Consider the following 25,001-nt stretch of genomic DNA (forward strand, 5'->3'; position numbering starts at 1 on the left):
GGGTAAATGCTCAACGCTGGGAGTTGGCTCATGTCCACGGCGCGGCCCGACATTGTGTTTATTGTGCTGGATACGCAGCGGCGCGATCGCCTCTCGTGTTATGGCTACCCGCTGCCGACCTCGCCCCATCTAGACGCATTTGCCGCAACGTCTACCCGCTTTCACCATGCGGTGTCTGCGGCGCAATGGACCGTTCCCTCCCACGCCACCCTGTTCACCGGACTCTACCCCTCGGCGCATGGCGTGTTGCAGTCCTACTCGCGGCTGCCCGATCACATTCCCACGCTGGCAGAGCGGCTGAGCGCAGGCGGCTATTATACGGCGGGCTTTTGCAACAATCCGCTGGTGGGCGTGATCAACAACGGACTGCGGCGCGGCTTCTACAGCTTTTTGAACTACAGCGGCCTGCTCACCTCGCGGCCCAACCAGGCCGGCATTCCGTCTGGGCTGGTGGGCAAATATCGGCAGTTTTTTAAGCGATCGCTCGCCAACTTGCTGAACCGGGTGCAGGACTCCTTTGCGAGGTCGGAGCTGATGCTAGCGCTGTCCTTTACGCCGCTGATGGTTCCCCTCTGGCAAACGGCGCTGAGCTTTAAGGGCAACACGCGCAAATCCCTGGACGACGCGGCCCAACTGCTGATCGACCGCAAAGGACTTGATAGCGATCAGCCCATTTTCAGCTTTTTGAACCTGATGGGCACGCACATGCCCTACCACCCGCCCCGGCAGTATGTGGAGCGGTTTGCGCCAAACGTCCTGCGCGACAAGGCGGCGCAGCATTACCTGAAGCAGTTTAATGGCGACATCTACGGCTGGCTGGCTCCCCTAGCGGAGGTGCTAGACGAGCGCCAGAAAGCCACGCTGGACGGCATGTACGACGCGGAGGTGGCCTATCAAGACGAGCTGCTGGGCGCGTTTTTCCGCAGGCTGGCGGAGAGCGGGCGACTGGACAACACCCTGGTCATCGTGTGTTCCGACCACGGCGAACACCTGGGCGAAAAGCAGTTCATCGGCCACTCCATCACGCTCTACAACGAGCTAATTCAAGTGCCGCTGATGATTCACGACCCTAGTGGCAATTTGCCCAAGGGCACGGTGCGCGAGGATGTAGTTTCTACTCGTCGTCTGTTCCACACGGTGCTGACCAGTGCTGGACTGGCCAACGAAATGGAGGAAACCCTGACCCTGGCGCACCCCCCTGGCAGCGAGGGCGATCGCCGCGTGTTTGCCGAAGCGATTCCGCCGCAAAACGTGGTAAACCTGCTCTACAAGCGGCAGCCAGAACTGGTGCTGGCCCGCGCCTGCGATCAGCCGCGCCGCGCCGTCTGGATTGGCAACCACAAGCTGATCGAAACGGGGGGCGATTCTGGGACAGATGGCTTCGCGAATCGCCTAGAGCTGTACGACTTTCAGCAAGACCCCACCGAAGCCCTCAACCTCAGCGACATTCTGCCGGAAAACGTGGAGGTTCTCCAGGAGTGCTTGCAGCAGTTTGTTGGGGAATTTGTCGGGGAATACGCAGGCGAGGGCGTGGAGTATGGCGATCGCGCTGGTGCGACGGAACAGCATCGTGCCCCCGGCTTCGACGATCCCGAAGTTCAGCGCCGCCTGCGCGACTTGGGCTATTTGGAAGACTAGGATGCAGAGGTTAAGAGATGGGGCTAAGGCCCATCCAGACCACCCTCGCCAAAATCCAAAATCTCCAATCCAAAATCAAACGGGACTTACGCAGTTGGACGATTTCTCGCAAGCGCAGCCCGTGAGAAATCGTCCAAAACCCAGAAAACTTATCGCAAGTGCGTGAGTCCTGATCCAATCAGGCTTTGCCCAGATTTACCAAAAAGATTTACCAAAATATTACGGGTCAACTCAGGAGACTAGCATGTATGTCCTGATCGGGGGTGCGGGTGTGATCGGTATCAGTCTGGCGCAAACGCTCGTAGAACTGGGGCACACCGTGGCGCTGGTGGATATTGACCCCAACGCCTGCCGCTATGCGCGAGAACAGATCGGCGCAATGGCGTTTGAGGGCAGCGCCGTGAGTACCGAAGTGCTGCTGGAAGCAGGCATTCGCAAAGCCGATGCGATCGCCGCTGTGCTAAGAGAAGACGCGCTCAACCTGGCAATGGTGACGCTGGCCAAGCACTACGGCGTGCCACAGATTGTCGTGCGGATGCGCCATCGCGACTTTGCCGAACCTTACCGCATCGCGGGCGCAACCACCGTCGTCAACGCCATCGACCTGGCCGTATCCACCATGGCCAACGCCATCGAATATCCCCAGGTCGAGTCCATCATGCACTTCGACCAAGGGCAAATCGAAATCCTCAAGCTCCATATTCCAGGGAGTTGCCGCGTTGTCGGCCGCAGCCTCGCTGAGATTGCCCAAGATCCCCGCTTTCCTCGTGATTCCCTGATCATCGGCTATCAGCCCCACCATCATGAAAACTTGGTCATTCCCAAGGGCAGCACGGTGCTGGAGGCGGGTTCCACAATTCTCATGGCCACCAAGCCCGGCTCCATTCATCAGGCGGTGGATTTCATCGAAGGCTGCCCCACAGATTAATTTCTGGCTTTCAAGAGTTAGCAACCTGTATTAAGAGCTAATTTATGAAGCAAATCTTAAGAAGCCTGAAACTCTTGGCATGTGTGGCTTTGAGGTCATGCTTGCCCAGGAAAAGCGGTTTCTCGGAAATCCTTGATTAACAAGGCTTTCAGGCTCCTTTACAAATTAGCTCTAAAACTCGGCGATAAGTAGATAGACCAGATTCAAAAACAGATCCTGAACCCTGCGCGGGCGGCGCAGGGTCTTTGGATTTTATATTTATTAATGTCTACCTACTTATATCAACTCTCTAAATACCCGCTACACATAGAGCATCGACAATCCAATCCTACTGAGTCAGCGATCGCAGCGACTCCGCCGAAAGGCGACAAACCCACTGGCTGATGGCGTGCTGGAGTTGGCAAACATCATCAAAGTGAACCCAAGCTAGCTCCCGCTTGAGTTCCCGCCAGACCCGCTCAATGGGATTGACCTCAGGGCAATAAGGCGGCTGAAACACCAAGATGACATTGTCCGGTATCGTCAGGGTCTGAGCCGTATGGGCTGCGGCATTATCCACCTGAATCAGATGTAAATCATCGGGGAACTGAGCCGCAAAGCTGTGCAAAAACGCCTCAAAACAGGAACTGTCGAGATGAGAAAACTCGACTATCCACGATGCACCGCTCAGCGGTTCCACTAGACCGTACAGCCACCGATACACAAAGTCCCATTGAACTGAACCAATCGGCTGCACCCCAAAGCCCGTCAACTTGCGATGTTGAACCGTCAGCAGTCCGACGCGGCTCTCATCGCTGCACCAATAGCGGATTCGCCCCCCGTAGCGTTGTCTCAAGGCTGGCGGAATCGACTGGCTTATCTGGGCTGCAAGGTTTGCTGAACGGACTCGCACGCCCCAGGAGTCTGCTTCTTTGACACCGGACGGGGCACTTTGAGCTTCGCTTTGAGCCGATAGCGCACCGTCTTATGCACCGTCTTGTAGGGGACGGGTTGACCATGCACCGCTGCGAGCCACTGCTGCACTGCTCCATAACTGCTAAAGCCTTCTGGATCTTGCAGTTCCCGTTCCAAAGATGCCAGGACTTCACCGCTAATCGCTCGCGGTCGTCCACTGCGAGATGCCACCTTCACCAACGCTTCGAGTCCACTCTGTCGATACTGGCTCAGCCAACGAGACACGGTCGTGCGATGGCAACCGCTCAGTTGGGCTAACTGCTCAACGCTCTTCGCTTGTCCGGTTTTTAACCACCACAACACCTGTACTTTACGGCGCTGTGATGACCGTTGCTGTTGTTCCAAGACGGCTTTTAGTTCTTCTGCTGTTTCAGCGATATCGATTTTGAGGACTCCACTCATGGCGGCTCGCTCTAACGTCTTCTTACATGTAGCAGATCTTTGGAGATTTGATATTAGCTAAACGAGCAGCCCAAAATCGGCAACCCAAAATCTAAAATCCAAAATCCAAAATCCAAAATCCAACACCCTCACCACAAAAATTCCTCGCGGCGCATGGGCGCATCGGTCTGTCGCTCTGTCGGCTGTTCCAGCACGTAGGGATTGGGCGGCTCACCGGGCATCAAATAGCGCTCACCCCAGCCGCCGTTTAGGTCTTCGGGGCGACGGACGGGCGGAGTGGTGCGGTCGGCAGGCAGGGCAACAGGCTGCGCTTGATGCACCTGGATATAGTGCTGCCCGTCCGCGGCGGTGTAGAGATGTTTGCCGCTGATGGTCAGCTTTTTATTGCGAAGCTGCTGTTCTAGCGCGGGCAGTTGCTCGACTTTGCCGACCGGGTTCAGCGTTGCCAAAAAGATCACGTCTTGGCTGGGTTCCAAATTCAGCCGGAGGGCAGCTTGCTCAAATTGCCACGATTCCTGATAGCGACCATCCTCCGCAACCTGCCACAAGTTAAGCCGGGCCTGCCATTGGCCATTGGTCACGGTTGCCGTCTGATAGGCCAGGATGGAATAACTGGGCTTCGCGTTGGAGGAAACGCCAGACTGTCGCGCTGGCTCCAGATAGCGAACAGCGGCGATCGCCAATCGAGCATTATCAGGAAGATTGGTTGTACCAGCGATCGCGTACACACCGGAACCCTCTGACGACACGCTGAGTTGCAGATCAATATCACTTCGAGAACCCAGCGAAAACCGTCCTGGCTGACAGAAGCGAGACAGGAGCAAGACCGCTGCCAACACCGCACCAGCCTGTAGGAAATGTCGGGCAGTGCGATAGTCTAGCGAACGTAATCGATCCCGTAGCGGTGATATAGAAAGTAACATAACAACTCAGCGAAACGGAATGAGGCTAGAACCTGCTTGATTGGAGTTTTGGCAAGGTTAATAGAGAATTAATCGGGTATTTACTAATTGGGTATTTACTAATCGGGTATTTACTAATCGGGTATTTAATAGGGCACAGTACCCTGATAGGTGCTGCCGTTGGGCATAATGGCAAACTCTAGCTGGGCGTTGCTGAGGTTTGCGCCCTGTAGATTGGCATCCAGGAAGTTGGCATAGCGCAGATCGGAATCGCTTAGATCGGCGATCGCCAGATTTGCCCGACTCAGCAATGCGCCGTAGAGGCTGGTTTGCCTTAGGTTCGCCCGTTCCATTTGGCTATCTGTCAGGTTGGCGGCCCGCATCTCGGCTCCGGTCAGCGTTGCCTGCTGCAAGTCTGCTTTTTCTAAGGTGGCGTGCATCATCTGAGCGTTCCGAAAGTTGGTGCGATTCAGCACCGCGCCTTGCAAATCTGCACCCTGAAGATTGGCACTTTGTAGACTAGCATCGGTCAGATTGGATCGGGTTAGCTGGGCATTAATTAACTTGGTGTTGTCAAACTTAGCGGCCGTCAGGTTTGCCTCTCGCAGGTCAACCCGGCTCAGGTCGAGTCCGCTCAAATCCACCCCACTCAGGTTGCAGCGGGGACACTTGCGCGTTTGCTTCAGGCGTTCTAGATTGCCGCTTTGCAGCCGCTGAGACAGAGAACCTGTGAGAGAACCTGTTTCGGAAGCAACTATTCTAGACGGCTCCGGACGAGCAAAGCCTGTCAGGAATGCTCGGAGTCCAGGAATACCCAGCATGGCGGCTACAGACCCCAGAACCACGATGATGAACAGGCTAAATCTCTTATCCATAAGGCTAGAACTTGGGGGGCGATCGCCAATGTCTCAGAACAAAGCTTGTGGATTCAGACTCTATCTTGCCTCTTGGAGGCAAGCAGATCGAATTAGAAAATCATCAAGTATTTTTCAGCAAAAATGACAGCTTTTGACAACCTTTATCAACCTTTTCAATTCGATTGATTCAGATCCGGAGAGTGAGCCGATTGCAAATCAACTGTTTCGAGCGAGCAGTTTTTTACAGCGCAACCGGAAGATTTAAATCAAGACTTGATAAAGATAAAGCGGCTGATCATCTAGTTTTTATATGGCTATTTTTCTTGTAAAGATCAGCCAACTAGGCAATTGATAACAGCCATTGCGCTGAGTGGATTACTATACTATGCCTAGTCAGGCTGCGATGTTGCAGCAATCTGCTACTGCTTCCTCTCTAGCTTTAGAGGATGTTTGAAAAGTCCTACTGTTTGTAGCAAAGCGTGTAAGATTCCCCTAAATCCCCCTTAAAAAGGGGGACTTTAAGGCGGTTTCTCCCCTTTTTAAGGGGAGCTAGGGGGATCTCTAAGTGCTTAACATTACAGGCGATACCTTTTCAAACACCCTCTTAGAGCCGAGGCGATGTCGTCAAATCAGCAAAATCAAATTTGCGGCATCAAATCAGCAACATTGCTGAGAAGGCAAAGTGAAAAATATCTGTCGAGAATTTTCTCTAACGTGTACTAAGATGAGCCAGTCTCCCATCAAAACAATCTTGATTCCCTCATTGCTCACGGCTGGGGTTGTCTTTGGATTGTCTGTCACGGCTGTAACGAACTACAACACCCTGCCCTCATCCGAAATGCCCCAAGAACTAGCCTTAAAGGAGCAATATCGAAATATTGCTGTGCGAAATATTGGGCTTTGCATTTTGGGAAGTGCGCTATCGGGTTTGCTGGTGGCAGGCGGCATACGAAGCATCCAGAATTCTCACAAGAAGGCAAAGCAAAAACAGGATTCTATGTCTGGTTTAATCGCGGAGTTTCTATCAACTCGTCCAGAATAGTTCTCGTCCAGAATAGTTCTTGTCCAGAATAGTTGACGCGCTGCGCCAATTTTTTTGTGGACTGTTCTTGCATAGATTGGCTGGTTTCGTAGACTGGTTGCATACCAAGTCTACCCAGCCGATAGCATGTCCACTCCGCTGCATCTTGCAATTTCTGAACAACTCCGTTGCCAAATTCTCGGCGGCGACTATCCGCCAGGAGAACAACTGCCCAGCGAATACCAACTGGTGGAGCGGTTTGGGGTGAGCCGAACGACGATTCGACAGGCGATCGCCAATCTCATCAGCCAGGGCCTCGTCGTCTCTCGCCAGGGTAAGGGCGTGTTTGTTACGGAGCGGCGCAAGGTCACCTACTCCCTGTCTAGCCCGATGGTGTTTTTGGAAGCGGACATGGCGCAGCAAGGCATTTCGCTTTTGGCGAAGCGGCTGGAGTCTGGTCTGGTCGAGGTTCCCGTCGTCGCTCAGCACTTGTTTGAAACGCCCACTGCCTATTTTCAAAAGAAACTGCTGGAGATTAACGGCGCACCCGGAGCGCTGGACTTGACCTATGTGCCGCCGCCGTTTGAAACATTTTTTGCGGTCGATTCAGCCCATCAAATGACGTTTCCGGTGCTGGAGCAGCACGGCATTGCGATCGCCCGCATAGAAGCCATCCTAGAATGCACCTATGCCAATCCAGAAGAGAGCCTGCATTTAGAGGTTCCGCTGGGACATCCGCTGATTGTCTATCGCCACACCGCCTTTACCACGGGCGATCGCCCCGTTGCCTACGGGGAAACCATTTCACGGGGCGATCGCTTTTGCTATTCCCTGGAAATTCGCCGGGGGGAATCATTCTAAAGCATTTATCAAGGATGCAAAGGCGCACGTCCTCGATGCAATCCGTCGAACGCTAAAATGACGCTGTAGTGACGTGGCTGGGATGCAACAATGGCGCTGGTGGTGGCAGGAGAACGCAGCGGTGTAGGCAAGACGACGGTAACGATGGCGCTGCTGGCGGCATTGACCCGATGGGGCGATCGCGTCCAGTCGTTCAAGGTGGGGCCAGACTACATCGACCCCATGTTCCATCAGTTTATTACGGGTCGCGCCTGCCGCAATCTCGATCCACTGCTGACCTCCGAAACCTATGTGCAGCAGTGCTTTACCTCTGCAAGTCAGGACGCAGAATTTGCCCTAGTCGAAGGGGTGATGGGGCTATTCGACGGGGCCAGCGGCCGCGAAGACGTAGCCAGCACGGCCCAGGTGGCCCGGCTGCTGAACCTGCCCGTGCTGCTGCTGCTGGATTGTGCCCGAATGTCGCGTTCGGTGGCGGCGATCGCCCACGGATATCGCAGCTTTGACCCGCGTTTATCCATCGCGGGCGTAGTGCTAAATCGGGTAGGCAGCGATCGCCATCTAACCTTGCTCAAAGAGGCACTGGAGCCGCTGGACTTGCCCATCCTCGGCGTGCTGCGTCGCCAAGACGAAATCGCCCTCCCCGATCGCCATTTGGGACTCGTGCCCACAGACGAACTGCCGGAGCTAAGACCCTTGTGCGATCGCCTCGCGTCCCTAGCAGAAACCAGCTTCGACTGGAACCTGCTGCGCCCCTTACTCAGAATTGGCAAACTTGGCAAACTTGGCAAAATCGAAACGCCGCCCCCACCAATACCCACCGCCGATGCCAAAATCCAAAATCCAAAATCCAAAATCCGCCTGGCCGTTGCCCGCGATCGCGCCTTCAGCTTCTACTATGCCGATAACCTGGAACTGCTGGAGCGGCTGGGCGCTGAACTGGTGTTCTGGAGTCCACTGCAAGATGCAGCTTTGCCAGAGGGCGTAGGCGGGCTATACTTCGGCGGCGGCTTCCCGGAAGTGTTTGCCGCAGAACTGGCAGCCAACCCAGCGGCACGGGCAGCCGTGGGAGCCGCCATTCGGGCAGGGCTGCCGACCTATGCGGAGTGCGGCGGGTTAATGTACCTCAGCCAAAACATTGTGGATTTTGACGGAAACGCCTGGGAGATGGCGGGCGTTTTGCCAACAGAAGCGGTCATGGGCAAGCGGCTGATGCTCGGCTATCGACGGGCGATCGCCCAGCAAGACACCTTCCTCTATCGCCAGGGCGAAACGCTTTGGGGGCACGAGTTTCACCGATCGCACCTGACTCACTCCTCCGAAACCCCGCTCTATCACCTGCAACCCTACGACCCCCAAAGCCCTGCCATTCCCGAAGGCTGGCAGTCGCCCACCCTGCACGCCTCTTATCTGCACGTCCACTGGGGAGCGCGGCCGGAGCTAGCAGCCCAGTTTGTCGCAGCGTGTGGCAACCATCCGGCTACCTGAAGCCGCCTAGGCTAGATGCTTGGGCCAAGCCAAAGGTGCGACCTCTGCTGCACCAAGCCGTTGGCTGATTGCGTCTGACAAATCTCCAAGCTATCTGCTGCGAGTTTGCAGACTCATGTCCTCACGACTCAGCGTACTCACAACTTGCAACAGTGCCAGAACTGCAAATGGCGGAATTGTCTTTGCATAACGTTTCCACAAACGTCCTGGCTCTTGAATTAAACGATAGAGCCATTCAAATCCCAATTGCCTGACGATTTCCGGTGCCCACTTTTGCACCCCTGCATAGACAGGAAATGCCCCACCCAGCCCAATCATCACCGCATTCACTTTGTCTTTGTGATCGCTGATCCATTGCTCCTGTTTTGGGCAGCCCAGCGACACCATCACGATGCCTGCGCCGCTCTCGTTGATTAGCCGCGTAATGTTCTCATCTTCCTGAGGAGTAAGCGGGCGAAAGGGCAACGGTTCCATGCCTGCAATCTCCAGATTTGGAAATTCGTGGCGCAGCCGTTGGCGCATTTTTTGTAAGGTGTTTGCATCGGAGCCCAGGAAAAAGATGCTGACGTTTCGAGAGGGCGATCGCCCACAAAGCCCCAAGATAATATCCATGCCAGCCACTCTGTCTTGCCGATAGCGCCCCATCCAACTCATCAACCAAACAAGCGGCATTCCATCCGGCGTTACCATATCGCTGCCCGACAAAATAGCGCCAAACTCTTTGTTCCAGGTTGCTTCCATCAGCATATGCACATTGGCAACGCAGACGGTCTTACTCAAGCGCTGCGCGGCCCATTCCAGCATCCAATCTATCTGTTCATAAAAGCTAAGAGCTGTAACTGGAAACCCAATCACATTCTGAGTTGGAGGCTTGCTCTGGGACATCATAAGTTAACACTTCGGGATAAACTGAACTTCGTGAATTGATGTGGAGATGCTCACTATTCAGTTGCAGTAATTCCCTGATCCGATTGAGCGCTTAAAAGGCGCTTTGCATTCAACCAAAGCTCAATGAACCTATCAAAATGAAATGGGAAATCTTCCCCTATCTAATAACCCTCAGTAGAGTGGTAGAAGAGCGAAGAGAGCAGTAGATGAAAATAAGTCATGAGGCGCTACTGGAAAAGCAGCAGTTGCCTACTCATAACTTCATGTAGTTTCGTGCGCGATAAAGCGCTCATTGTAGGTTCAAGGCCTGGCTGATGCTCAATGATCAACTTTCGCCAGTAGCGCTGCGAATGAAATTACTGGAAGCTCTACAGATGCTTGACCGGCAATCCCAAAATCACAAATCTAAAATCGAGAATTGATATAGGCCCCTTAATGGCTGTCAGATGCAGCAGGCATTGAAAAAGCAGCCAAAGCTTGATGTAGAGATAGATGCTTTATAGGGCAGATGCTTTATAAGGTAAATGCTGGCGGCGCTTTTACGTTAGGTTCAAAACCGCTCAAAAAATCTCAAGCTTTCTGAATAGGGCGATCGCACGATCGACAACCTTGCTAGCACAACACCTGAAACGGTTTACAAGAGAGATGAAGCGGTAGATACAGGCAGATCCCAAGATTAGGAAACTGGATAGATAACCCCAGTGAACGAAACCAGCGGAGATGACCCTGCTCTTGTAAAGATAGCTTGGTAGATACTTCCGTAATTCTACAGAAAAAAGCTCGAAGTTTCACCTGACTCCGCTATTTTTACACAATTTACATTACGCAAATATCCTGAAAGGGATCGCAGTATCCAGTGCCCGTTGGATAGACTCTGATTACGTCGGATTGTTCCCGTGTCAATCTTTCGCGACTGCTTTAGACTGTTCTAGCGATAGACCTCAAGCTACAGACCTCAAGCTAAACTTTACCGAATCTTAATCAACCTTTATCCAGCTAACCTGTAATCCTACTGGCATGATTTCGATACCAGTGGATCGTGTTCCGTAGTCCCTCCCTAAACTCCACCTCTGCGGTAAAGCCAAACTTATCCTTAGCCCGCTGCGTATCGAGACACCTGCGGGGCTGCCCATTGGGCTTATCAGTCTCCCAAACCAGTTCCCCGTCATAGTCCATCAGTTCACAAATCAGCGTAATCAGATCCTTGATAGAAATCTCATAGCCCGTCCCCAAATTCACAGGCTCCGGCTCCGCATAGAACTGCGTCCCCATCACAATCCCCCGCGCCGCATCGGTGGAATAGAGAAACTCCCGCGTCGGCGAACCATCCCCCCACACCGGAATCGTCCTCTCCCCGCGCAACTGCGCCTCATGCACCTTGCGAATCAGCGCCGGAATCACATGAGAACTGCGCGGGTCAAAATTATCCTCCGGTCCATACAGATTCACCGGCAGCAGGTAAATGCCATCAAACCCATACTGCTGACGATACGCCTGAAGCTGCACCAACAGCGCCTTCTTCGCCACCCCATAGGGAGCATTGGTCTCCTCCGGGTAGCCATTCCACAGGTCATCTTCCTTGAACGGCACAGGCGTGAACTTGGGATAGGCGCAAATCGTGCCCACACAGGTAAACTTCTTCACCCCCGCTTCATAGGCAGCATGAATCAGTTGCGCCCCCATCATCAGGTTGTCGTAGAACAGTTCCGCAGGCTTTTCCCGATTCAGCCCGATGCCGCCGACATGGGCTGCGAGATGAATCACAATGTCTTGCTGGTCAACGGCGCGACGGCACGCCTCCATCTGCGTCAGGTCATAGTCGCGAGAGCGGGGCACCGTAATCTTGGCGGGGTCGGCACCCGCGTGGATGAGTTGGTTCACCACCTGCTTGCCGAGGAATCCGGCACCGCCCGTGACGAGAATTCGTTGGTTGGAGAAGGAGAGGGGCATAGGGGAAAGAGGGAAGAGGGAAGAGGGAAGAGGGAAGAGGGAAGAGGGAAGAGGGAAGAGGGAAGAGCGGGTTTTCGTTTTTCGTTTTTCGTTTTTCGTTTTTCCCTCTTCGTTCTTTCCCTAGGGCGTTGCGCTTGTGCCTGCGGCTTGCCGGATGGTGGCGTGGTCGAGGACGGTCTGGGCGCTGTTGCCGTTGAGGGGGATGAGACCCAGGGCTTTGAGGTCGGCTTCGACCATCAGGTAGACCAACTGCTCGAAGCTGACGCTGGGCTGCCAGCCGAGTTGGGTCTTGGCTTTGGTGGGGTCGCCAATCAGCAGGTCAACTTCGGCGGGGCGCAGGTAGCGTTCGTCGAACTCGACGTAGTCTTGCCAGTTGAGGTTGACGTAACCAAAGGCGAGTTCCAGGAATTCTCTCACTTCGTGGGTTTCGCCAGTGGCAACGACATAGTCGTCGGGCTGGTCTTGTTGCAGCATTAGCCACATGGCTTGCACGTAGTCTTTGGCGTAGCCCCAGTCCCGTTTGGCATCTAGGTTGCCCATGTAGAGTTTCTTTTGCTGACCGGCGACGATGCGGGCGACGGCGCGGGTGATTTTGCGGGTGACAAAGGTTTCGCCCCGGCGGGGAGATTCGTGGTTGAACAGGATGCCGTTGCAGGCGAACAGACCGTAGGATTCGCGGTAGTTAACGGTTTGCCAGTGGGCGTAGACTTTGGCGCAGGCGTAGGGGCTGCGCGGGTAGAAGGGGGTGCTTTCGCTTTGGGGCACGGCTTGCACTTTGCCGTACATTTCGGAGGAGCCTGCTTGGTAGAAGCGGACTTCGTTGCCGGTGCGCTGCTGGTAGTCCCGCAGGGCTTCTAGGAGCCGCAGGGTGCCCATGCCGACGGCATCGGCGGTGTATTCGGGGGCATCGAAGCTGACGCGCACGTGGGATTGTGCGCCTAGGTTGTAGATTTCGTGGGGCTGCACGTGTTCGAGGATGCGCCGCAGGGTGGTGCCGTCGGTCAGGTCGCCGTAGTGCAGAAACAGGCGGGCGTTTTCGTTGTGGGGGTCTTCGTAGATATGGTCGATGCGGTCGGTGTTGAAGGTGGAGGTGCGGCGGATGATGCCGTGGACTTCGTATCCCTTCTCTAGGAGCATCTCGCTCAGGTATGACCCGTCTTGTCCTGTGATGCCTGTGATCAGTGCGTGCTTTTTGTAGGTCATGAATGGCCTCGTATTGTTAGCAGTAAGACTGGCATTCTGCTTCTATGTGCATTTCTTCTGATAAGTAGGTAGACCAGATTAAAAAACAGATCCTGAACCCTGCGCCGCCCGCTGCGCGGGCGGCGCAGGGTCTTTGGGATTTATATTTATTAATGTCTACCTACTTAGAAGCTCAATTTCAGTGGGTGGCGATCGCCCTTGGTTCTGTTCCGCTTCTACTCCTACCTTCCAAATTATTGTTCTTGAACTATGTAACTATCAATCCACTAAGGATTCATTAAGGTATCCATCTGCCGGATGGCTATCTATGAAATAACTCTGGGAAACAACTCTGGTCAATCCAGTGCCCAAATTCTATGATTTGAAGTCGGTCAAGTAATCTTTCTTAAAAACGATCGGAAATCCGGATAAAATATCTTTAAATTCAAGTGATTGATCAGGAAAACCTGGTTTTATTCAACAAGTAAAAATCTGCGGAATAGGAACTAATTTGCCCAGATATTTCAAGATAACAACGTGTAGAAATACACGATTTTAGCCAGAATAATCCGATTAAATTCATTGGATTAAATTTATTGGCTGTGGTTGAAATCGCCATTTGAAATGAGATTCGTCAACGAAATTTTTCACTTCAAATAGCGATCGCCTCTACGCACCTTTTCCAAACCACTAAAGGCCAAACAATCGCAGAATATTCACAATCGGAAAAATCTGCCCAATGGGTGTTGTAATCGTTCCCAAGGTGTCTGAGAAGCTGGCCAATCCCGATCGCCCAACCACAATCACATCGTTACCTCGCAAGGCTGGATTATCCGCATCATTCAATGCATTGGCAAAGTCGATTTCAATCGTGCGTTCTGCCACCGTTCCATCAGGATTCAATCGGATCAGCTTCACCGAATCGCGCCGAGCCCGACGATTGTTAAAACCACCCGCCGCCAAAATCGCCTGATTGAGTGGCGTATTCGGGGGAACTTCCACAATTCCAGGCTGGTTCACCTCGCCCACCACGTAGACCTGAATCGACGCGGGCGAGAAGGTTGCGGCTGCAAGTTCCGTTGCCTCAGCCGGATCGAGCGCAGTCGCAACCGGAATATAGACCGTATCGCCGTTTTGCAAAACTGTATCCTGATTCACATTGCCCGTTTGCAGCAGATCCCAGAGATCGACATCCAGCGTTTGCACACGACCACTAGCGGTTTGTCGGCGCACTTGGATCTGTCGGACATTCGCCGTTTCGGTAATGCCACCTGCCACCTGAATCGCGCGAGTCACTGTGGGAATCAGCGCTTCAGCATTATTGCCGCCCGTGCCAAGCGCTAGAGTATGCGTGCCCGGCCGCTTCACCTCACCCACCACCACAATGTCAATCGGGCGGCGCGTTGCGGCATACAGATTGGCTCCTGCCAAGCGGCGAGTTTCCGCCAGATTCAGCGTGCTTGCCGCTGGGATCTGAATCGTGTCGCCGTCTCGGAGGGTAATGTCTTGGGTCAGGTCGCCCTCTTGCAACAACTCCCAGAGGTTCACAGTAATCAGTTGTGTCGTGCTTTGGGTCGGGCTGAGGCGCTGGGTGCGGCGAATTTGAATTTGGCGGACATTGGCAGAGGAGGTAACTCCCCCTGCATTTTGCAGAGCAGTCGTCAGCGTTGGCAACCTAGCGGTAGTAAGCGTTTGCCCCCCCTGATCGCCCGATATGTTGAAGGTGTAAGATCCGGGGCGATCGATTTCTCCAGCGACGCTATAGCGAATCGGGCGGGGAGACAGCAGGCTGAGGGTGACAATCGGACGGCGATAAAACGGCGCATAGCGGGCAGAAATTGCCGCTGCGGCCTGCTGAAGCGTCAGTCCTTCTACAAACACAGACCCGGCCAGGGGCAAGTTGAGCGTGCCGTCTACCAAAACTTGCTGGGGGCCAGTGTATTCTGGCACTCGAAAGAGGGTGACCTGAATGCGATCGCTCGGCCCCAGGGTATAAGCATCCTCAACAAACACAGACTGGGAAACAGAAATTGGCGCTGCGGGCTGCAACTGGCTATGGGCAGGCAAGGCAACACCGCTCAACACGATCAGCGCACTTGCAACGGAGGCAGTGTGTTTTTGGAAGTTAGACATTGCGGTAAAACGTCCGGAAGATTGGCAGAAAAGACACCAGCGTTTACGGAAGTTATCCGAAAAAACCGTAAGGGGGGCACGCTTTCTTCTGCTATTTACACTGCCAAGGACTCGCAACCGGATTAATACGCGAAGTTCATGAAGGGAATACAACGACTAATATCCCAATGAGGCCCAGTGCTGGCTAACTGACAAAACTAATCGACGGCATAGCAGTACGTGCGTATTCTGAACTCGATTCGGTCGGTGCGCCGCTCATGCTGTTTGCGAGAGTCCATCGGGGGTTGAGGATCGCAGCTATGGCTGAAACGGACATGATGAATGAGTTGTCAACCATTTTCTAAAGCTGCTTTTACCCAATCCCAACCAATCCGAAAGTAGCTATTGCCGCGAAACCAATGAGGGTCAACCCAACGACGTTTACCCGTTGCGACCACCTCGATCCCTTGGGCAGTGGCATAAAGGGTCGCGACCGCCAAGAGAAACCAGAGGCGAGAGAGGGCGCAGACAGGGCGAGGTGTCCAAACTCAGGTACAGACACGCTTCAGCCCAATCCGCTAACACTGCCTGAATCAACGGCTTGTACAAGCGATAAACGTTCAGACGACTGTTGTGTAGCCAGCGGCTTTTAAGTAACCTTTGTCAGTCAACCAGGGTGAAAGACCGTCTGGTAAGGCGACTGCAATCAGAGATATCCATTATCGTGGATGACCAAAAAGCCTGGTTTGCTCCCTATCTGGGCGGTGTTGACCGTAAATCAGGGGACTATTACCGCAAATTGGCACAAAACCTGAAACGAACGTTGGTGTTCAATAATGGCTTGTCGCTCATTGGCTTGCTGCAATCGTGTCTAGATTATGCACTTAATGACACCACGAAAATCGGCGGTATGTTTGAAGCCTTGAAAACTCAGTTGCGGTTTCAGAGCGGACGCAAAGTTCTGGAAACCGTCAGGGAGCATCCCACTTTCGCGAAAACAGTGCGAAGGGTGAGAATGGGAGGGTAGCCCCAGGGATGACTCACCATGACACCTGAAGACCAAAAGCGATTGGAAACTTGTACAGCAGAGATCGCCGAGATTTTGTATCGCAATAGCAACCGAGAGGGGCTCGATAGTCTAGAAGGCATCGAGCAGACTGTACGACGGCAAATGCTAGAGGAGGTGAGCCCTCGAGTTGCCCTTTTTTTGTCAACCAGAAAGCCTACCCCGCCCGAGGCCGGGTTCGCCGATTGAAGAGTTTGGTAGGGGTCCTTGAGATTCGTCAAAGTCAGGCAGAACGGTTAGGCGTAAAGGCTTACAGCCGTCTCAGTGGTGGCCTAGAGAAAGCCAACCTACGCTTAAGTGCCAACGAATCGTTTCAAGATGCAGAGGATGACATCGTAGCCCTGACCGGGATGCGGGTCGGGCACTCGACCCAACAACGTCTGGTGGGGCGTCAGTCGTTCGAGTCTGCCGAGGCTAAACAAGGCGTCAGTGAGGTCAGCATTGATGGCGGCAAAGTCCGTCTGCGTGACCTGCTAGAGTCCGATAGCCCGTGGCGAGACTACAAAGCGGTGCGGGTGGAGGGGATTTATTACAACGCCTTCTTCCAAGACAATGACAGCTTGATTGATTATCTCAGCGCTCAACGCTTGCTCTCCCCACTGGTCTGTCTGGGCGATGGTCACGCTGGGGTGTGGAATCTGTTTGCTCAACTCACCACCGTTGAGACCCGTTGGGAAATCCTCGATTGGTACCATCTCAAAGAAAACCTCTACAAAGTCGGTGGGTCGCTCAAGCGCTTAGCAGCGGCGGAAATGCTGTTATGGCAAGGTCAAGTGGAAGCCGCCAGGGCCCTCTTTGCCGACTGTCGGCGCAAGCAAGCCCGCAATTTTGAAGCCTATCTGAGCACCCATCGCTCTCGCATCGTGAATTATGGGTTCTACCAGGCTGAGCAACTCTGTTCTATTGGATCAGGAGCCGTAGAATCGGCTGTCAAACAGATTGGGCGACGCCTCCAAATTTCGGGTGCTCGCTGGAATACGGCCTCCGTTAATGCCATGTTGAGTCTGCGCTGTGCCTACCTCAATGGACAGCTCGCCAGTTGACTGTTTCATCGAAAGTGGGATGCTCCTAACCGTCACCCGCATCAACGACTTTCGGAACACCTACATTGCCCATCAGGAACAAGAGCTAACCGATAAAAATCTGGCTGAACAAGAACTCAAAATCTGGCTTGAGACGTTGCACATAATTGGGAAGTAAGCGAAATGGGTTTATTTTTTATCAAGAAATATAATAAGTCGCTGGCGTAGCCTCTCCGCAAAAAACTTAAGTCCTACACCAACAGAGTTGATATGACTCAGTTGTGTAGAAGCAAGAAGATACAGCCTCACAGCGCTCTCATAGCGCTTTAGACGACAGACTCATGCAGGCCTCTCCCTGGCAGGGATTGACTTCAACGATGACGTGAGAGAGCGCGGGGATATGTTTCAGCAGGTTTTTGTAATGCTCTGGTGGCTGCGGCTCGTGGGTGACTAGCGCAACGGTGGCAGCCAGATGAGCCGGGCTGACGTTCCACACATGCAAATCAACCACCCGATTGTCGGCATCGGCTTCGATGGCGCTGATCAGGTCTAGCCGAACCGTGCGATCGGTTGCGCCGTCTAGCAAGATGGCCCCCGTTTCTCGGATCAGACTATTGGCCCATCGAGCAATCACCACTGCGCCGACCACGCCCATGATTGGATCGAGCCAAGTCCAGCCTCCCAATTTGCCTGCTAGAAGGGCGGCGATCGCCAGCGTCGAGGTCAGCGCATCTGCCAGGACGTGAACATAGGCAGCCCGCAGGTTGTGGTCGGTATGGGACGAGTGCGCCGTCTCGTGCGGAAGATGCAGCTGGTGAGAAGGAGCCGCAGGGTCGTGGGAATAGCTATGAGAAGGATCGTGGGAATCTTGCAACAGCACAGCGCTGACCAAATTCACCCCCAACCCCAGCAGCGCCACCCAGAGGGCTTCATTAAACTGAATCTGCTGGGGCTGAAATAGCCGATATCCCGACTCGATCGCCATCAGCAGCGCTACCACCGCCAGGGCGATCGCACTCGTAAACCCACCCAGCACGCTAACCTTCCCCGTGCCAAAGGTGTATTGGGGATTGTTGGCCTGTTTCCGGGCGTATTGGTATGCGAAGACCGTAATTCCAAATGCTGCAACATGGGTTGCCATGTGCCACCCATCGGCCAGCAGCGACATCGAGCCAAACAGGGTTCCCGCTGCAATCTCAGCAACCATCGTGACAGCAGTCAGAACCAGCACAATTTGGGTCTTGCGTTCTGCCCGATCCTGACGGATCAAAAAGTCGTGTGGGTGTTGCCAGGGTTCCAGGGTGTGAATGTGCATAGCGCTCACCAGAGCAAGCTGAGTCTCTATAGCTTACGACCAAGTTTGACTTTAGCCTATCAATTTCCTGTTGCTCACAGATTGCTCCAGATGACCCAAATCGCCCTAGGCATTGTTCTAAGTTTTAAAACTTTCTAGGTCGTTGATTGCCCGGAGTCGATCCCCTGACTGCCTGACACATCTTTTTATGCGGACTGCCCGGGTGTCGGCTGGCAGCACAAGGATTGAATTCTAGAAAACCAAATGCGGTCATAATAGTGGGCTTCAGCTTTTTTAGAGGCAAAACAGGGTTCAGGGCTGCTTGACTGACAAAACTAAGAAGCTGGAATACGGCTGAGGACAGTGAATTCACGCTTTAGGGAGTCATCGTGTTGTCGCCTTGATGCGATGGCAGGTTGAGGGTCAGGTGAACAGGAGAGGAACTGATAAACGTGAATCTTCCACTGGTGAGTGATAGCCAGCCGAATCCAATTCCAGCCCAGCTTGAGATAACTCATGCCGCGCTTCCAGTGAGCATCGACTTGGCGACGCTTGCCGGATGCGACCACTTGCCCCCCTTGGAGAACTAAGAACAGCATCGTCAAGGCGATTACCCCACACAACTGGGAAAGGGCAACCTCGTCTCTGAGTCTGGAGGCTTCGAGATTAAACCCGTTGGACTTCAAATCCAAAAACGACTCCTCCACCTGAAATCTCAGTCGATATTGGGCAAACGTCTGCAAGTTCGTCGGCTCATCACTCACAATTGTCCAATTCTCCCTGCTGAGTTTGTCGTGGGCAAAGGCAAGGTAAACATTGTCGTAGGGCTTTGTTCTACCCACCGACACTGCAGGCGTAAAGTAAGCTTGTCCTGGTTGCAATTGAACCGACGATACCTGGCGCCACTGCCCTTGGTGCTGAAATTGGAAGGAGCGTTTGATGCGGATGCGGAAATGCCAACCCAGATTCTCCCGGAGGTATTTCATCAACTTGCCATCGGCAAACCCTCGGTCTGCCAAAAGGACAATCGCGACACCTTCGGGCATCAGCCGTTGCGCTTGCCGCAGTACCCGTTGAATCGTCCACAACCTGACGGTGCTGCTTGATTGCGCCACCACTTTCCAAGCGACCGGAACCGTTCTTCCTCGGTACACCACTGCGACCCAGACGATGCAGAAACAATTCCATACGACCGTTGTATCGAGGCTTAAGTAGAGTCGTTGGGTCTGCCAGTTGGACAGAGCCTGCCCAATCAGCGCATGATGAGCGGACGCGACATTGATCCGCCGATTCGACAACCAGCGGCGAAACCGGCGTTGGTGGGATTGAGCCATTTGAGCGCGACTCCTCACATACACCCCAAATCCATTGAGATGAACGTTTTGGCTTCCAATCATGCCAATGATCATCCAGCACAGTGTTTGCAGATGGCGAGCATCCTGCCACTGAATGTCGCATTGACGCAGAAAATCATTCAACGCATCATAAAGACGGGAAGTCGGTGACATTGATTTGACTGGTTTGTGTGGTTACTTCTCAGCCTAAATCATGCTCTGCTTCCCGCATGGCTTTCGTTCCAGCTTTAACCTGTTTTGTCAGTCAAGCAGGGGTTCAGGGTCAACGGTAAATAGGGCAATCGGCTGAAGCAGTGTTCGCCCTTTATTGACGGCACCCTTGAGCCAGCGCAAACCTATGTTGAGATAGCTAATCCCTCGCCTCCAGTGCGGGTCAACCTGGCAGCGTAGCCCATCGAGTTGCACCGCCATGCCCTGGGTCGTGCCATCAAGGATAGCGATCGCCGCGACCAGATAGAGGCGTTCGAGAGCCGGAGCGGAGCGGATGCCGGAAGCTTCTAACTCAAAGACACCAGATTTAGAATCGAGGAAAAGCTCCTCGACTCGAAAGCGGAGAGCATATTGCCACAGGGTATTGAGGGAGGGAGACTCATCAGTGATGACCGCCCAGGGTTCCTCGACGCCTTTGACATGAGCCAGCACCAAATTGCAGCGCCAGCGCCCCTCGCTCCAGATTCCCACCCCTTCATAGAGTCGAGCTTCACCTTTGGGAGGCCACAGATAGCCTACCTTAACAGGATGACGGCGCGGACCCTGCACCACTACGTCACTGGGCAAGCGTAAACAATAGTGCCAGCGACTTTGGCTTAGCCACTCCAGCAGGTCATGGTTAGCAAACCCGCGGTCGGCTAACACCATCACATCGGGGTACGACTGCAACAGCCGATGGGCTAACCGCAGCATGGGGAGGTATCGCTTCGTGCTGACGGTGGCACTGGGATGCTCCAAAACCCGCCACAGCAGCGGCACCGCTCGTCCGCAACAGGTAACCGTCAGGTGAATCCTGCAGTAGCGATTCCACAACACCGTCGTATCGAGCGCCAGGTAAAGCCGCCGACCTTGCCAGCGATGGATGGCGGCTAGCACCAGCGGCACGTACAGACTTTTGACCCGCACCCGGCGATTGCCTAGGAAGCGCTGCCACCGGCGTTCAGTGCTTTGCGCCTGACGGGCCCGACTGGGCACATAGGCTTCCCACTGCGGCAGGCTCAACCGACCGCTGCACACCAGGGCCGTCACCATCCACGCCAGCGCTTTGAGGTGGCGCAGGTCGCGGGCATTACTGGATTGACGCAATAACGACAGCACTTGATCATAGAGGCAGGTGGTGGCTGGCATGATACAGACCCTGAGATGACGCAAATTTCAGCGTCTCATGTCAGCTCACCTTTTCCCTCTGTTGACGAGGTCTCAACTCTTTCAACCACTTGTGTCAGGCAGTCAGGAGTAAAACTGTCAGATACTTAATTTACAGAGTACTTAGTATCTTCAATAATTCCTCAATAATTTTTGTAGAAGCCCCACATAGCAGAGCTTCTACAAAAAATCTAAACCTCATCTCAACAGGGTTGATATTAGGACAAGGCGGCAGTAAAGCTGCACACTGGGTCTTAGAGGATGTTTGAAAAGTCCTACTATTTGGAGCAAAGCGTGCAAGATCCCCCTAAATCCCCCTTAAAAAGGGGGACTTTAAGGCGGTTTCCCCCCTCAAGATCCCCCTAGATCCCCCTTAAAAAGGGGGACTTTAAGGCGGTTTCCCCCCTTTTTAAGGTGGGCCAAGGGGGGATCTCTGAGTGCTTGACATTACAGGCGATACCTTTTCAAACACCCTCTTAGATCAACCCATCCTCTTCGCCCATTTGCAAGAGCAGGTCAAGGACGCGGTTGGAATAGCCCCACTCGTTGTCATACCAAGACACGACTTTGAAGAAGTTGGAATTGAGCGCGATGCCGGCCTTGGCATCGAAGATGCTGGAGCGTGGGTCGGTGCGGAAGTCCATCGACACCACTTCTTCTTCGGTATAGCCCAGAATGCCCTGCATCGGCCCTTCGGAAGCGGCCTTCATGGCGGCGCAGATTTCCTCGTAGGTGGTGGCTTTTTCGGTCTTGAAGGTGAGGTCAACTACCGACACATCGGGCGTGCCGACGCGGAAAGCCATGCCCGTCAGCTTGCCTTTTAGCTCCGGCAGCACCAGCGCCACGGCTTTGGCTGCGCCTGTGGACGAAGGAATGATGTTTTGCGAAGCACCGCGGCCGCCGCGCCAGTCTTTTTTGCTGGGGCCATCGACGGTAGGCTGGGTGGCGGTCATGGAGTGAACGGTGGTCATCAGTCCTTCAGCGATGCCGAAGTTTTGGTGCAGCACTTTGGCGATCGGGGCGAGGCAGTTGGTCGTGCAGCTTGCGTTGGAGACAATCACGTCTTTGGAAGGCTCAAAGTCTTCGTGGTTCACGCCAACGACGTAGGTGGGGACTTTTTCGGGGTCTTTGGTAGGAGCCGAAATCAGCACCCGCTTTGCGCCTGCGGTGAGATGGTTGGATGCGCCTTCGTAGTCGGTGAAAAAGCCAGTGGATTCTACCACGTAGTCTACGCCGAGCTTGTCCCAGGGCAGTTCTGCGGGGTTGCGCGTGGCCATGCAGGGAATCTTGTGCCCATTGAGGGTCATGCTGTCGCTGGTGGCTTCCACCGTGCCGTGATACATGCCGTGGGTGGAGTCGTATTTGAACAGGTAGGCGAGGTTGTCGGCGGGCACGAGGTCGTTGATACCGACAAATTCAAACTTGGGGTTGTTGATGCCTGCGCGAAGCACTAGGCGACCGATGCGACCAAATCCGTTGATGCCGACTCTAACGGTCATAGGGTAAATCTCCTTGGGTGTGGGAGGGTTTCAATGGGCAGCTTTCAGTTGCTGCGTCACTAGCGCCAACTTACTAGCTGCGAAACCAGTTGCAAAACTAGATCTCAAGCTAGGGGCAAATTGGAATTCTTGCCCAGATTACCGGATTTCCTTAAGGTGAAGCTGAGAAAACGGTATGATTTCAGGGCTTTGTCAACCCGATTCCTAAGGGGCGATGCGGTGCCGCAAGGCTTGCGCCAATGCCCTCTCAGTCTCGGTTTGAAGTCACCTTGAACGCTGCCTCAACCCCTTGCAGCTAGGCTATAGCAACTGCCTCATTTCGTCTTGTCAGCAGGATTACTCAACGCTAAACCTGTTGGATCTAAACCGATTGAACTTTGAGCCTGTAATGTTGATTGGAACCGCTGCCACTGCGACCCGTGATGTGCCGGAGCTGATTCCGGTGCTGATTATTTTGCTGCTGGTGGCGACGGCGGTGGCGCTGCTGTCGCGGCGGTTTCGGCTGCCCTACGTGACGGGGCTGGTGATTGCGGGGCTGGCGATCGCCGAACTGTTGCCCCGGCGAGTTGGCCTCAACACCTCGCTGATCCTGAACCTGTTTTTGCCCATTCTGCTGTTTGAATCTGCCATCAACACTGACATTAGCCGCCTCCGCAGCACTCTGAGGCCAATTCTGCTGCTGGCGGGGCCAGGTGTGGTGCTGGCTTCAGGTATCACTGCGCTGGTGCTGAAGTTTGGGCTGGGTCTGGGGTGGATTCCGGCGCTGCTGGCGGGGGTGATCTTGGCGATTACTGATACGGTGTCGGTCATTGCCGTGTTCAAAGAAGTTGCTGTGCCGGGTCGCCTTTCGACCATTGTGGAAGGCGAGAGCTTGTTTAACGACGGCATTGCCCTGGTGCTGTTTGGGCTGATTTTGCAGGCGCATCTGACGGGTTCGGTGACGCTGACGGAAGGCGTGCAGCGATTTGTGGTGGTGATTGCGGGCGGGGCGCTGCTGGGGCTGGTGTTGGGCTATCTCTGTGCAGGCTTTTTTACTCAGTCGGATGATCCCCTCAGCGGCATTTTGCTGACGGTGGCGCTGGCGCTGGGGGCGTATCAGCTTGGGGAGTTGCTGCGGGTGTCGGGCGTGGTTGCGGTGGTGGTGTCTGGATTAATCGTGGGAAATGCGGGGCTATCGCGGCGATTTTCTGCCTCCAGCCGCATCACGCTATATAACTTCTGGAATTACGCTGCTTTTGGGGTTAATACGTTTATTTTTCTGCTGATTGGTCTGGAGCTGGAGTTATTTACGCTGTGGCGCAATTTGCCGGCCGTGCTGCTGGCGATCGCCGCGTATCAGGTGGGGCGGCTGCTGTCGGTCTATCCGCTATTGGCGCTGCTGCGGCCCTTCGATCGCCCAATTCCCCTACGCTGGCAGCATGTGATGTTTTTGGGCAACATCAAAGGCTCGCTGTCGATGGCGCTGGCGCTGAGCCTGCCTGCTAGCCTAGCGGAACGCGGTGATCTGATTGCGCTGGTCTATGGAGCCGTGCTGCTGTCGTTGGTGGGGCAGGGCCTCAGCTTGCCGTGGCTGGTGAAGCAGCTAAAGCTATCGCCCCTGTCGGAAACCCGCCGCCAAACCGAGGAATTGCAGGCGCAACTGATCGCCGCCAAAGCTGCCCAGGACGAGCTAGAAAGCCTGCTGAAGACGGGCGTATTGCCCAAGGCGGTATATGAGGAACTGCGATCGCGCTATCAAGTCCAGGTGGCCCGCGCCGAAAAATTGCTGCGCGATCGCTACAACCAGCGGGCGGACTCTGGCGCAATCGACGCGGGCGATCGCCCCAAACTCGATGCCATCCGCCGCCATCTGCTGCTTTCGGAAAAAAGCGCCCTGCAAGAGGCCCTGCGAAAGCGGGTGATTTCTGAGGCGATCGCCCGCGAACAGCTTCAGCAAATCGACGAACAACTCTTGCTTTTGGAGGACGAATAAGAATGAGTAAGATCAAACAGGTGCAGGTTCGTTTTTCGGCGATCGCCCTTCATCTGGCAGCACCCGTACCTTTGGGCGATCGCCCCCCAGATACCTTTTGGGACGTTGCACACTGACCAAGGTCTGTCGCTACTAAACCTTTGCGGCTGACCCGAAAGCTGTTGGGAGTGTGCGGCTTGACCCCAATCTCGAAGGACTGAACCTTCGCAATTGGGGGCGTTGGCGTAAGCCCTGCGGAGCAGCCATCGCCTACCCAC

General features: G+C 54.2%; 20 protein-coding genes. 8 read left to right on the forward strand and 12 right to left on the reverse strand.

The features are described 5' to 3' along the window. Positions 1-30: 30 nt before the first annotated feature. Positions 31-1,638: a sulfatase gene (locus tag HPC62_RS12500; RefSeq protein ID WP_172356124.1), complete on the forward strand. Its 1,608-nt coding sequence runs from the start codon at positions 31-33 to the stop codon at positions 1,636-1,638. A gap of 244 nt (positions 1,639-1,882) precedes the next feature. Then, positions 1,883-2,566 carry a potassium channel family protein gene (locus tag HPC62_RS12505; RefSeq protein WP_172356126.1) on the forward strand — a complete coding sequence of 228 codons (684 nt, stop codon included), beginning with the start codon at positions 1,883-1,885 and terminating at the stop codon, positions 2,564-2,566. 328 nt (positions 2,567-2,894) lie between these two features. Here the strand turns inward: HPC62_RS12505 and HPC62_RS12510 are convergent, their stop codons facing one another. The 4 genes from HPC62_RS12510 to HPC62_RS12525 all read right to left on the reverse strand — a co-directional run bounded on the left by HPC62_RS12510 (position 2,895) and on the right by HPC62_RS12525 (position 5,699). Beyond that, entirely contained in the window at positions 2,895-3,401 is a 507-nt protein-coding gene (locus HPC62_RS12510) for an IS630 family transposase (RefSeq protein WP_172356128.1), read from the reverse strand. A gap of 20 nt (positions 3,402-3,421) precedes the next feature. Beyond that, a complete protein-coding gene (locus tag HPC62_RS12515) occupies positions 3,422-3,922 on the reverse strand; it encodes a helix-turn-helix domain-containing protein (RefSeq protein ID WP_172354232.1) in 501 nt (166 codons plus the stop codon). A 128-nt stretch (positions 3,923-4,050) separates the two neighbouring features. Then, positions 4,051-4,761, reverse strand: a complete 711-nt coding sequence (locus HPC62_RS12520) for a hypothetical protein (RefSeq protein WP_216655248.1) — start codon at positions 4,759-4,761, stop codon at positions 4,051-4,053. 209 nt (positions 4,762-4,970) lie between these two features. Then, the gene (locus tag HPC62_RS12525; RefSeq protein ID WP_172356132.1) at positions 4,971-5,699 is read right to left on the reverse strand and encodes a pentapeptide repeat-containing protein; all 729 of its coding nucleotides are present in this window, start codon (positions 5,697-5,699) and stop codon (positions 4,971-4,973) included. A gap of 706 nt (positions 5,700-6,405) precedes the next feature. On the opposite strand from HPC62_RS12525, the gene HPC62_RS12530 reads away from it, so the two are divergent. The 3 genes from HPC62_RS12530 to HPC62_RS12540 all read left to right on the forward strand — a co-directional run bounded on the left by HPC62_RS12530 (position 6,406) and on the right by HPC62_RS12540 (position 9,048). Then, the gene (locus HPC62_RS12530; protein ID WP_172356134.1) at positions 6,406-6,723 is read left to right on the forward strand and encodes a hypothetical protein; all 318 of its coding nucleotides are present in this window, start codon (positions 6,406-6,408) and stop codon (positions 6,721-6,723) included. A 126-nt stretch (positions 6,724-6,849) separates the two neighbouring features. Continuing rightward, positions 6,850-7,563, forward strand: coding sequence for a GntR family transcriptional regulator (locus HPC62_RS12535; RefSeq protein ID WP_172356136.1), 714 nt, complete (start codon positions 6,850-6,852; stop codon positions 7,561-7,563). Between the two features lie 90 nt (positions 7,564-7,653). Beyond that, on the forward strand, positions 7,654-9,048 hold the full coding sequence (locus tag HPC62_RS12540; RefSeq protein ID WP_172356138.1) for a cobyrinate a,c-diamide synthase: 1,395 nt from the start codon (positions 7,654-7,656) through the stop codon (positions 9,046-9,048). A 90-nt stretch (positions 9,049-9,138) separates the two neighbouring features. Here HPC62_RS12540 and HPC62_RS12545 read toward each other — a convergent pair whose 3' ends face one another. The 4 genes from HPC62_RS12545 to HPC62_RS12560 all read right to left on the reverse strand — a co-directional run bounded on the left by HPC62_RS12545 (position 9,139) and on the right by HPC62_RS12560 (position 15,201). Beyond that, a complete protein-coding gene (locus tag HPC62_RS12545) occupies positions 9,139-9,936 on the reverse strand; it encodes a WecB/TagA/CpsF family glycosyltransferase (RefSeq protein ID WP_172356140.1) in 798 nt (265 codons plus the stop codon). A 996-nt stretch (positions 9,937-10,932) separates the two neighbouring features. Beyond that, positions 10,933-11,886 carry a GDP-L-fucose synthase family protein gene (locus HPC62_RS12550; RefSeq protein WP_172356143.1) on the reverse strand — a complete coding sequence of 318 codons (954 nt, stop codon included), beginning with the start codon at positions 11,884-11,886 and terminating at the stop codon, positions 10,933-10,935. Between the two features lie 120 nt (positions 11,887-12,006). After that, positions 12,007-13,089, reverse strand: a complete 1,083-nt coding sequence (gene gmd, locus HPC62_RS12555) for a GDP-mannose 4,6-dehydratase (RefSeq protein ID WP_172356145.1) — start codon at positions 13,087-13,089, stop codon at positions 12,007-12,009. A gap of 669 nt (positions 13,090-13,758) precedes the next feature. Beyond that, complete coding sequence (locus HPC62_RS12560; protein WP_172356147.1) at positions 13,759-15,201, reverse strand: SLBB domain-containing protein; 1,443 nt, start codon at positions 15,199-15,201, stop codon at positions 13,759-13,761. 703 nt (positions 15,202-15,904) lie between these two features. Between HPC62_RS12560 and HPC62_RS12565 the strand changes: the two genes are divergently transcribed. Both HPC62_RS12565 and HPC62_RS12570 read left to right on the forward strand, forming a co-directional pair. Next, positions 15,905-16,207 (forward strand): hypothetical protein, encoded by a 303-nt coding sequence (locus tag HPC62_RS12565; protein WP_216655249.1) that lies wholly within the window; start codon positions 15,905-15,907, stop codon positions 16,205-16,207. A gap of 18 nt (positions 16,208-16,225) precedes the next feature. Continuing rightward, positions 16,226-17,289, forward strand: a protein-coding gene (locus tag HPC62_RS12570; RefSeq protein WP_172355863.1) for an ISKra4 family transposase whose coding sequence is annotated in 2 segments (ribosomal slippage) — positions 16,226-16,382 and positions 16,382-17,289 — 1,065 coding nt in all. Because the reading frame shifts where the segments join, the coding sequence is not laid out codon by codon here. Between the two features lie 295 nt (positions 17,290-17,584). Here HPC62_RS12570 and dmeF read toward each other — a convergent pair. The 4 genes from dmeF to gap form a co-directional block, all read right to left on the reverse strand. Next, entirely contained in the window at positions 17,585-18,583 is a 999-nt protein-coding gene (gene dmeF, locus HPC62_RS12575; RefSeq protein ID WP_172356150.1) for a CDF family Co(II)/Ni(II) efflux transporter DmeF, read from the reverse strand. Between the two features lie 314 nt (positions 18,584-18,897). Then, a complete protein-coding gene (locus HPC62_RS12580) occupies positions 18,898-20,070 on the reverse strand; it encodes a transposase (protein ID WP_172356152.1) in 1,173 nt (390 codons plus the stop codon). 87 nt (positions 20,071-20,157) lie between these two features. Further along, complete coding sequence (locus HPC62_RS12585) at positions 20,158-21,255, reverse strand: transposase (RefSeq protein WP_225906619.1); 1,098 nt, start codon at positions 21,253-21,255, stop codon at positions 20,158-20,160. A gap of 494 nt (positions 21,256-21,749) precedes the next feature. Continuing rightward, entirely contained in the window at positions 21,750-22,772 is a 1,023-nt protein-coding gene (gap, locus tag HPC62_RS12590; protein ID WP_172356154.1) for a type I glyceraldehyde-3-phosphate dehydrogenase, read from the reverse strand. 388 nt (positions 22,773-23,160) lie between these two features. Between gap and HPC62_RS12595 the strand changes: the two genes are divergently transcribed. Beyond that, a complete protein-coding gene (locus HPC62_RS12595; RefSeq protein ID WP_172356156.1) occupies positions 23,161-24,744 on the forward strand; it encodes a cation:proton antiporter in 1,584 nt (527 codons plus the stop codon). The last annotated feature ends 257 nt before the right edge of the window (positions 24,745-25,001 follow it).

Source organism: Thermoleptolyngbya sichuanensis A183, assembly GCF_013177315.1.
GTDB classification, from domain to species: domain Bacteria; phylum Cyanobacteriota; class Cyanobacteriia; order Elainellales; family Elainellaceae; genus Thermoleptolyngbya; species Thermoleptolyngbya sichuanensis.

Coding starts and splice junctions, on each gene's coding strand:
- HPC62_RS12500 (WP_172356124.1), top strand. CDS start 31: ATGTCCACGGCGCGGCCCGACATTGTGTTTATTGTGCTGGATACGCAG.
- HPC62_RS12505 (WP_172356126.1), top strand. CDS start 1,883: ATGTATGTCCTGATCGGGGGTGCGGGTGTGATCGGTATCAGTCTGGCG.
- HPC62_RS12515 (WP_172354232.1), bottom strand. CDS start 3,922: ATGAGTGGAGTCCTCAAAATCGATATCGCTGAAACAGCAGAAGAACTA.
- HPC62_RS12525 (WP_172356132.1), bottom strand. CDS start 5,699: ATGGATAAGAGATTTAGCCTGTTCATCATCGTGGTTCTGGGGTCTGTA.
- HPC62_RS12530 (WP_172356134.1), top strand. CDS start 6,406: ATGAGCCAGTCTCCCATCAAAACAATCTTGATTCCCTCATTGCTCACG.
- HPC62_RS12535 (WP_172356136.1), top strand. CDS start 6,850: ATGTCCACTCCGCTGCATCTTGCAATTTCTGAACAACTCCGTTGCCAA.
- HPC62_RS12540 (WP_172356138.1), top strand. CDS start 7,654: ATGGCGCTGGTGGTGGCAGGAGAACGCAGCGGTGTAGGCAAGACGACG.
- HPC62_RS12545 (WP_172356140.1), bottom strand. CDS start 9,936: ATGATGTCCCAGAGCAAGCCTCCAACTCAGAATGTGATTGGGTTTCCA.
- HPC62_RS12550 (WP_172356143.1), bottom strand. CDS start 11,886: ATGCCCCTCTCCTTCTCCAACCAACGAATTCTCGTCACGGGCGGTGCC.
- gmd (WP_172356145.1), bottom strand. CDS start 13,089: ATGACCTACAAAAAGCACGCACTGATCACAGGCATCACAGGACAAGAC.
- HPC62_RS12560 (WP_172356147.1), bottom strand. CDS start 15,201: ATGTCTAACTTCCAAAAACACACTGCCTCCGTTGCAAGTGCGCTGATC.
- dmeF (WP_172356150.1), bottom strand. CDS start 18,583: ATGCACATTCACACCCTGGAACCCTGGCAACACCCACACGACTTTTTG.
- HPC62_RS12580 (WP_172356152.1), bottom strand. CDS start 20,070: ATGTCACCGACTTCCCGTCTTTATGATGCGTTGAATGATTTTCTGCGT.
- HPC62_RS12585 (WP_225906619.1), bottom strand. CDS start 21,255: ATGCCAGCCACCACCTGCCTCTATGATCAAGTGCTGTCGTTATTGCGT.
- gap (WP_172356154.1), bottom strand. CDS start 22,772: ATGACCGTTAGAGTCGGCATCAACGGATTTGGTCGCATCGGTCGCCTA.
- HPC62_RS12595 (WP_172356156.1), top strand. CDS start 23,161: ATGTTGATTGGAACCGCTGCCACTGCGACCCGTGATGTGCCGGAGCTG.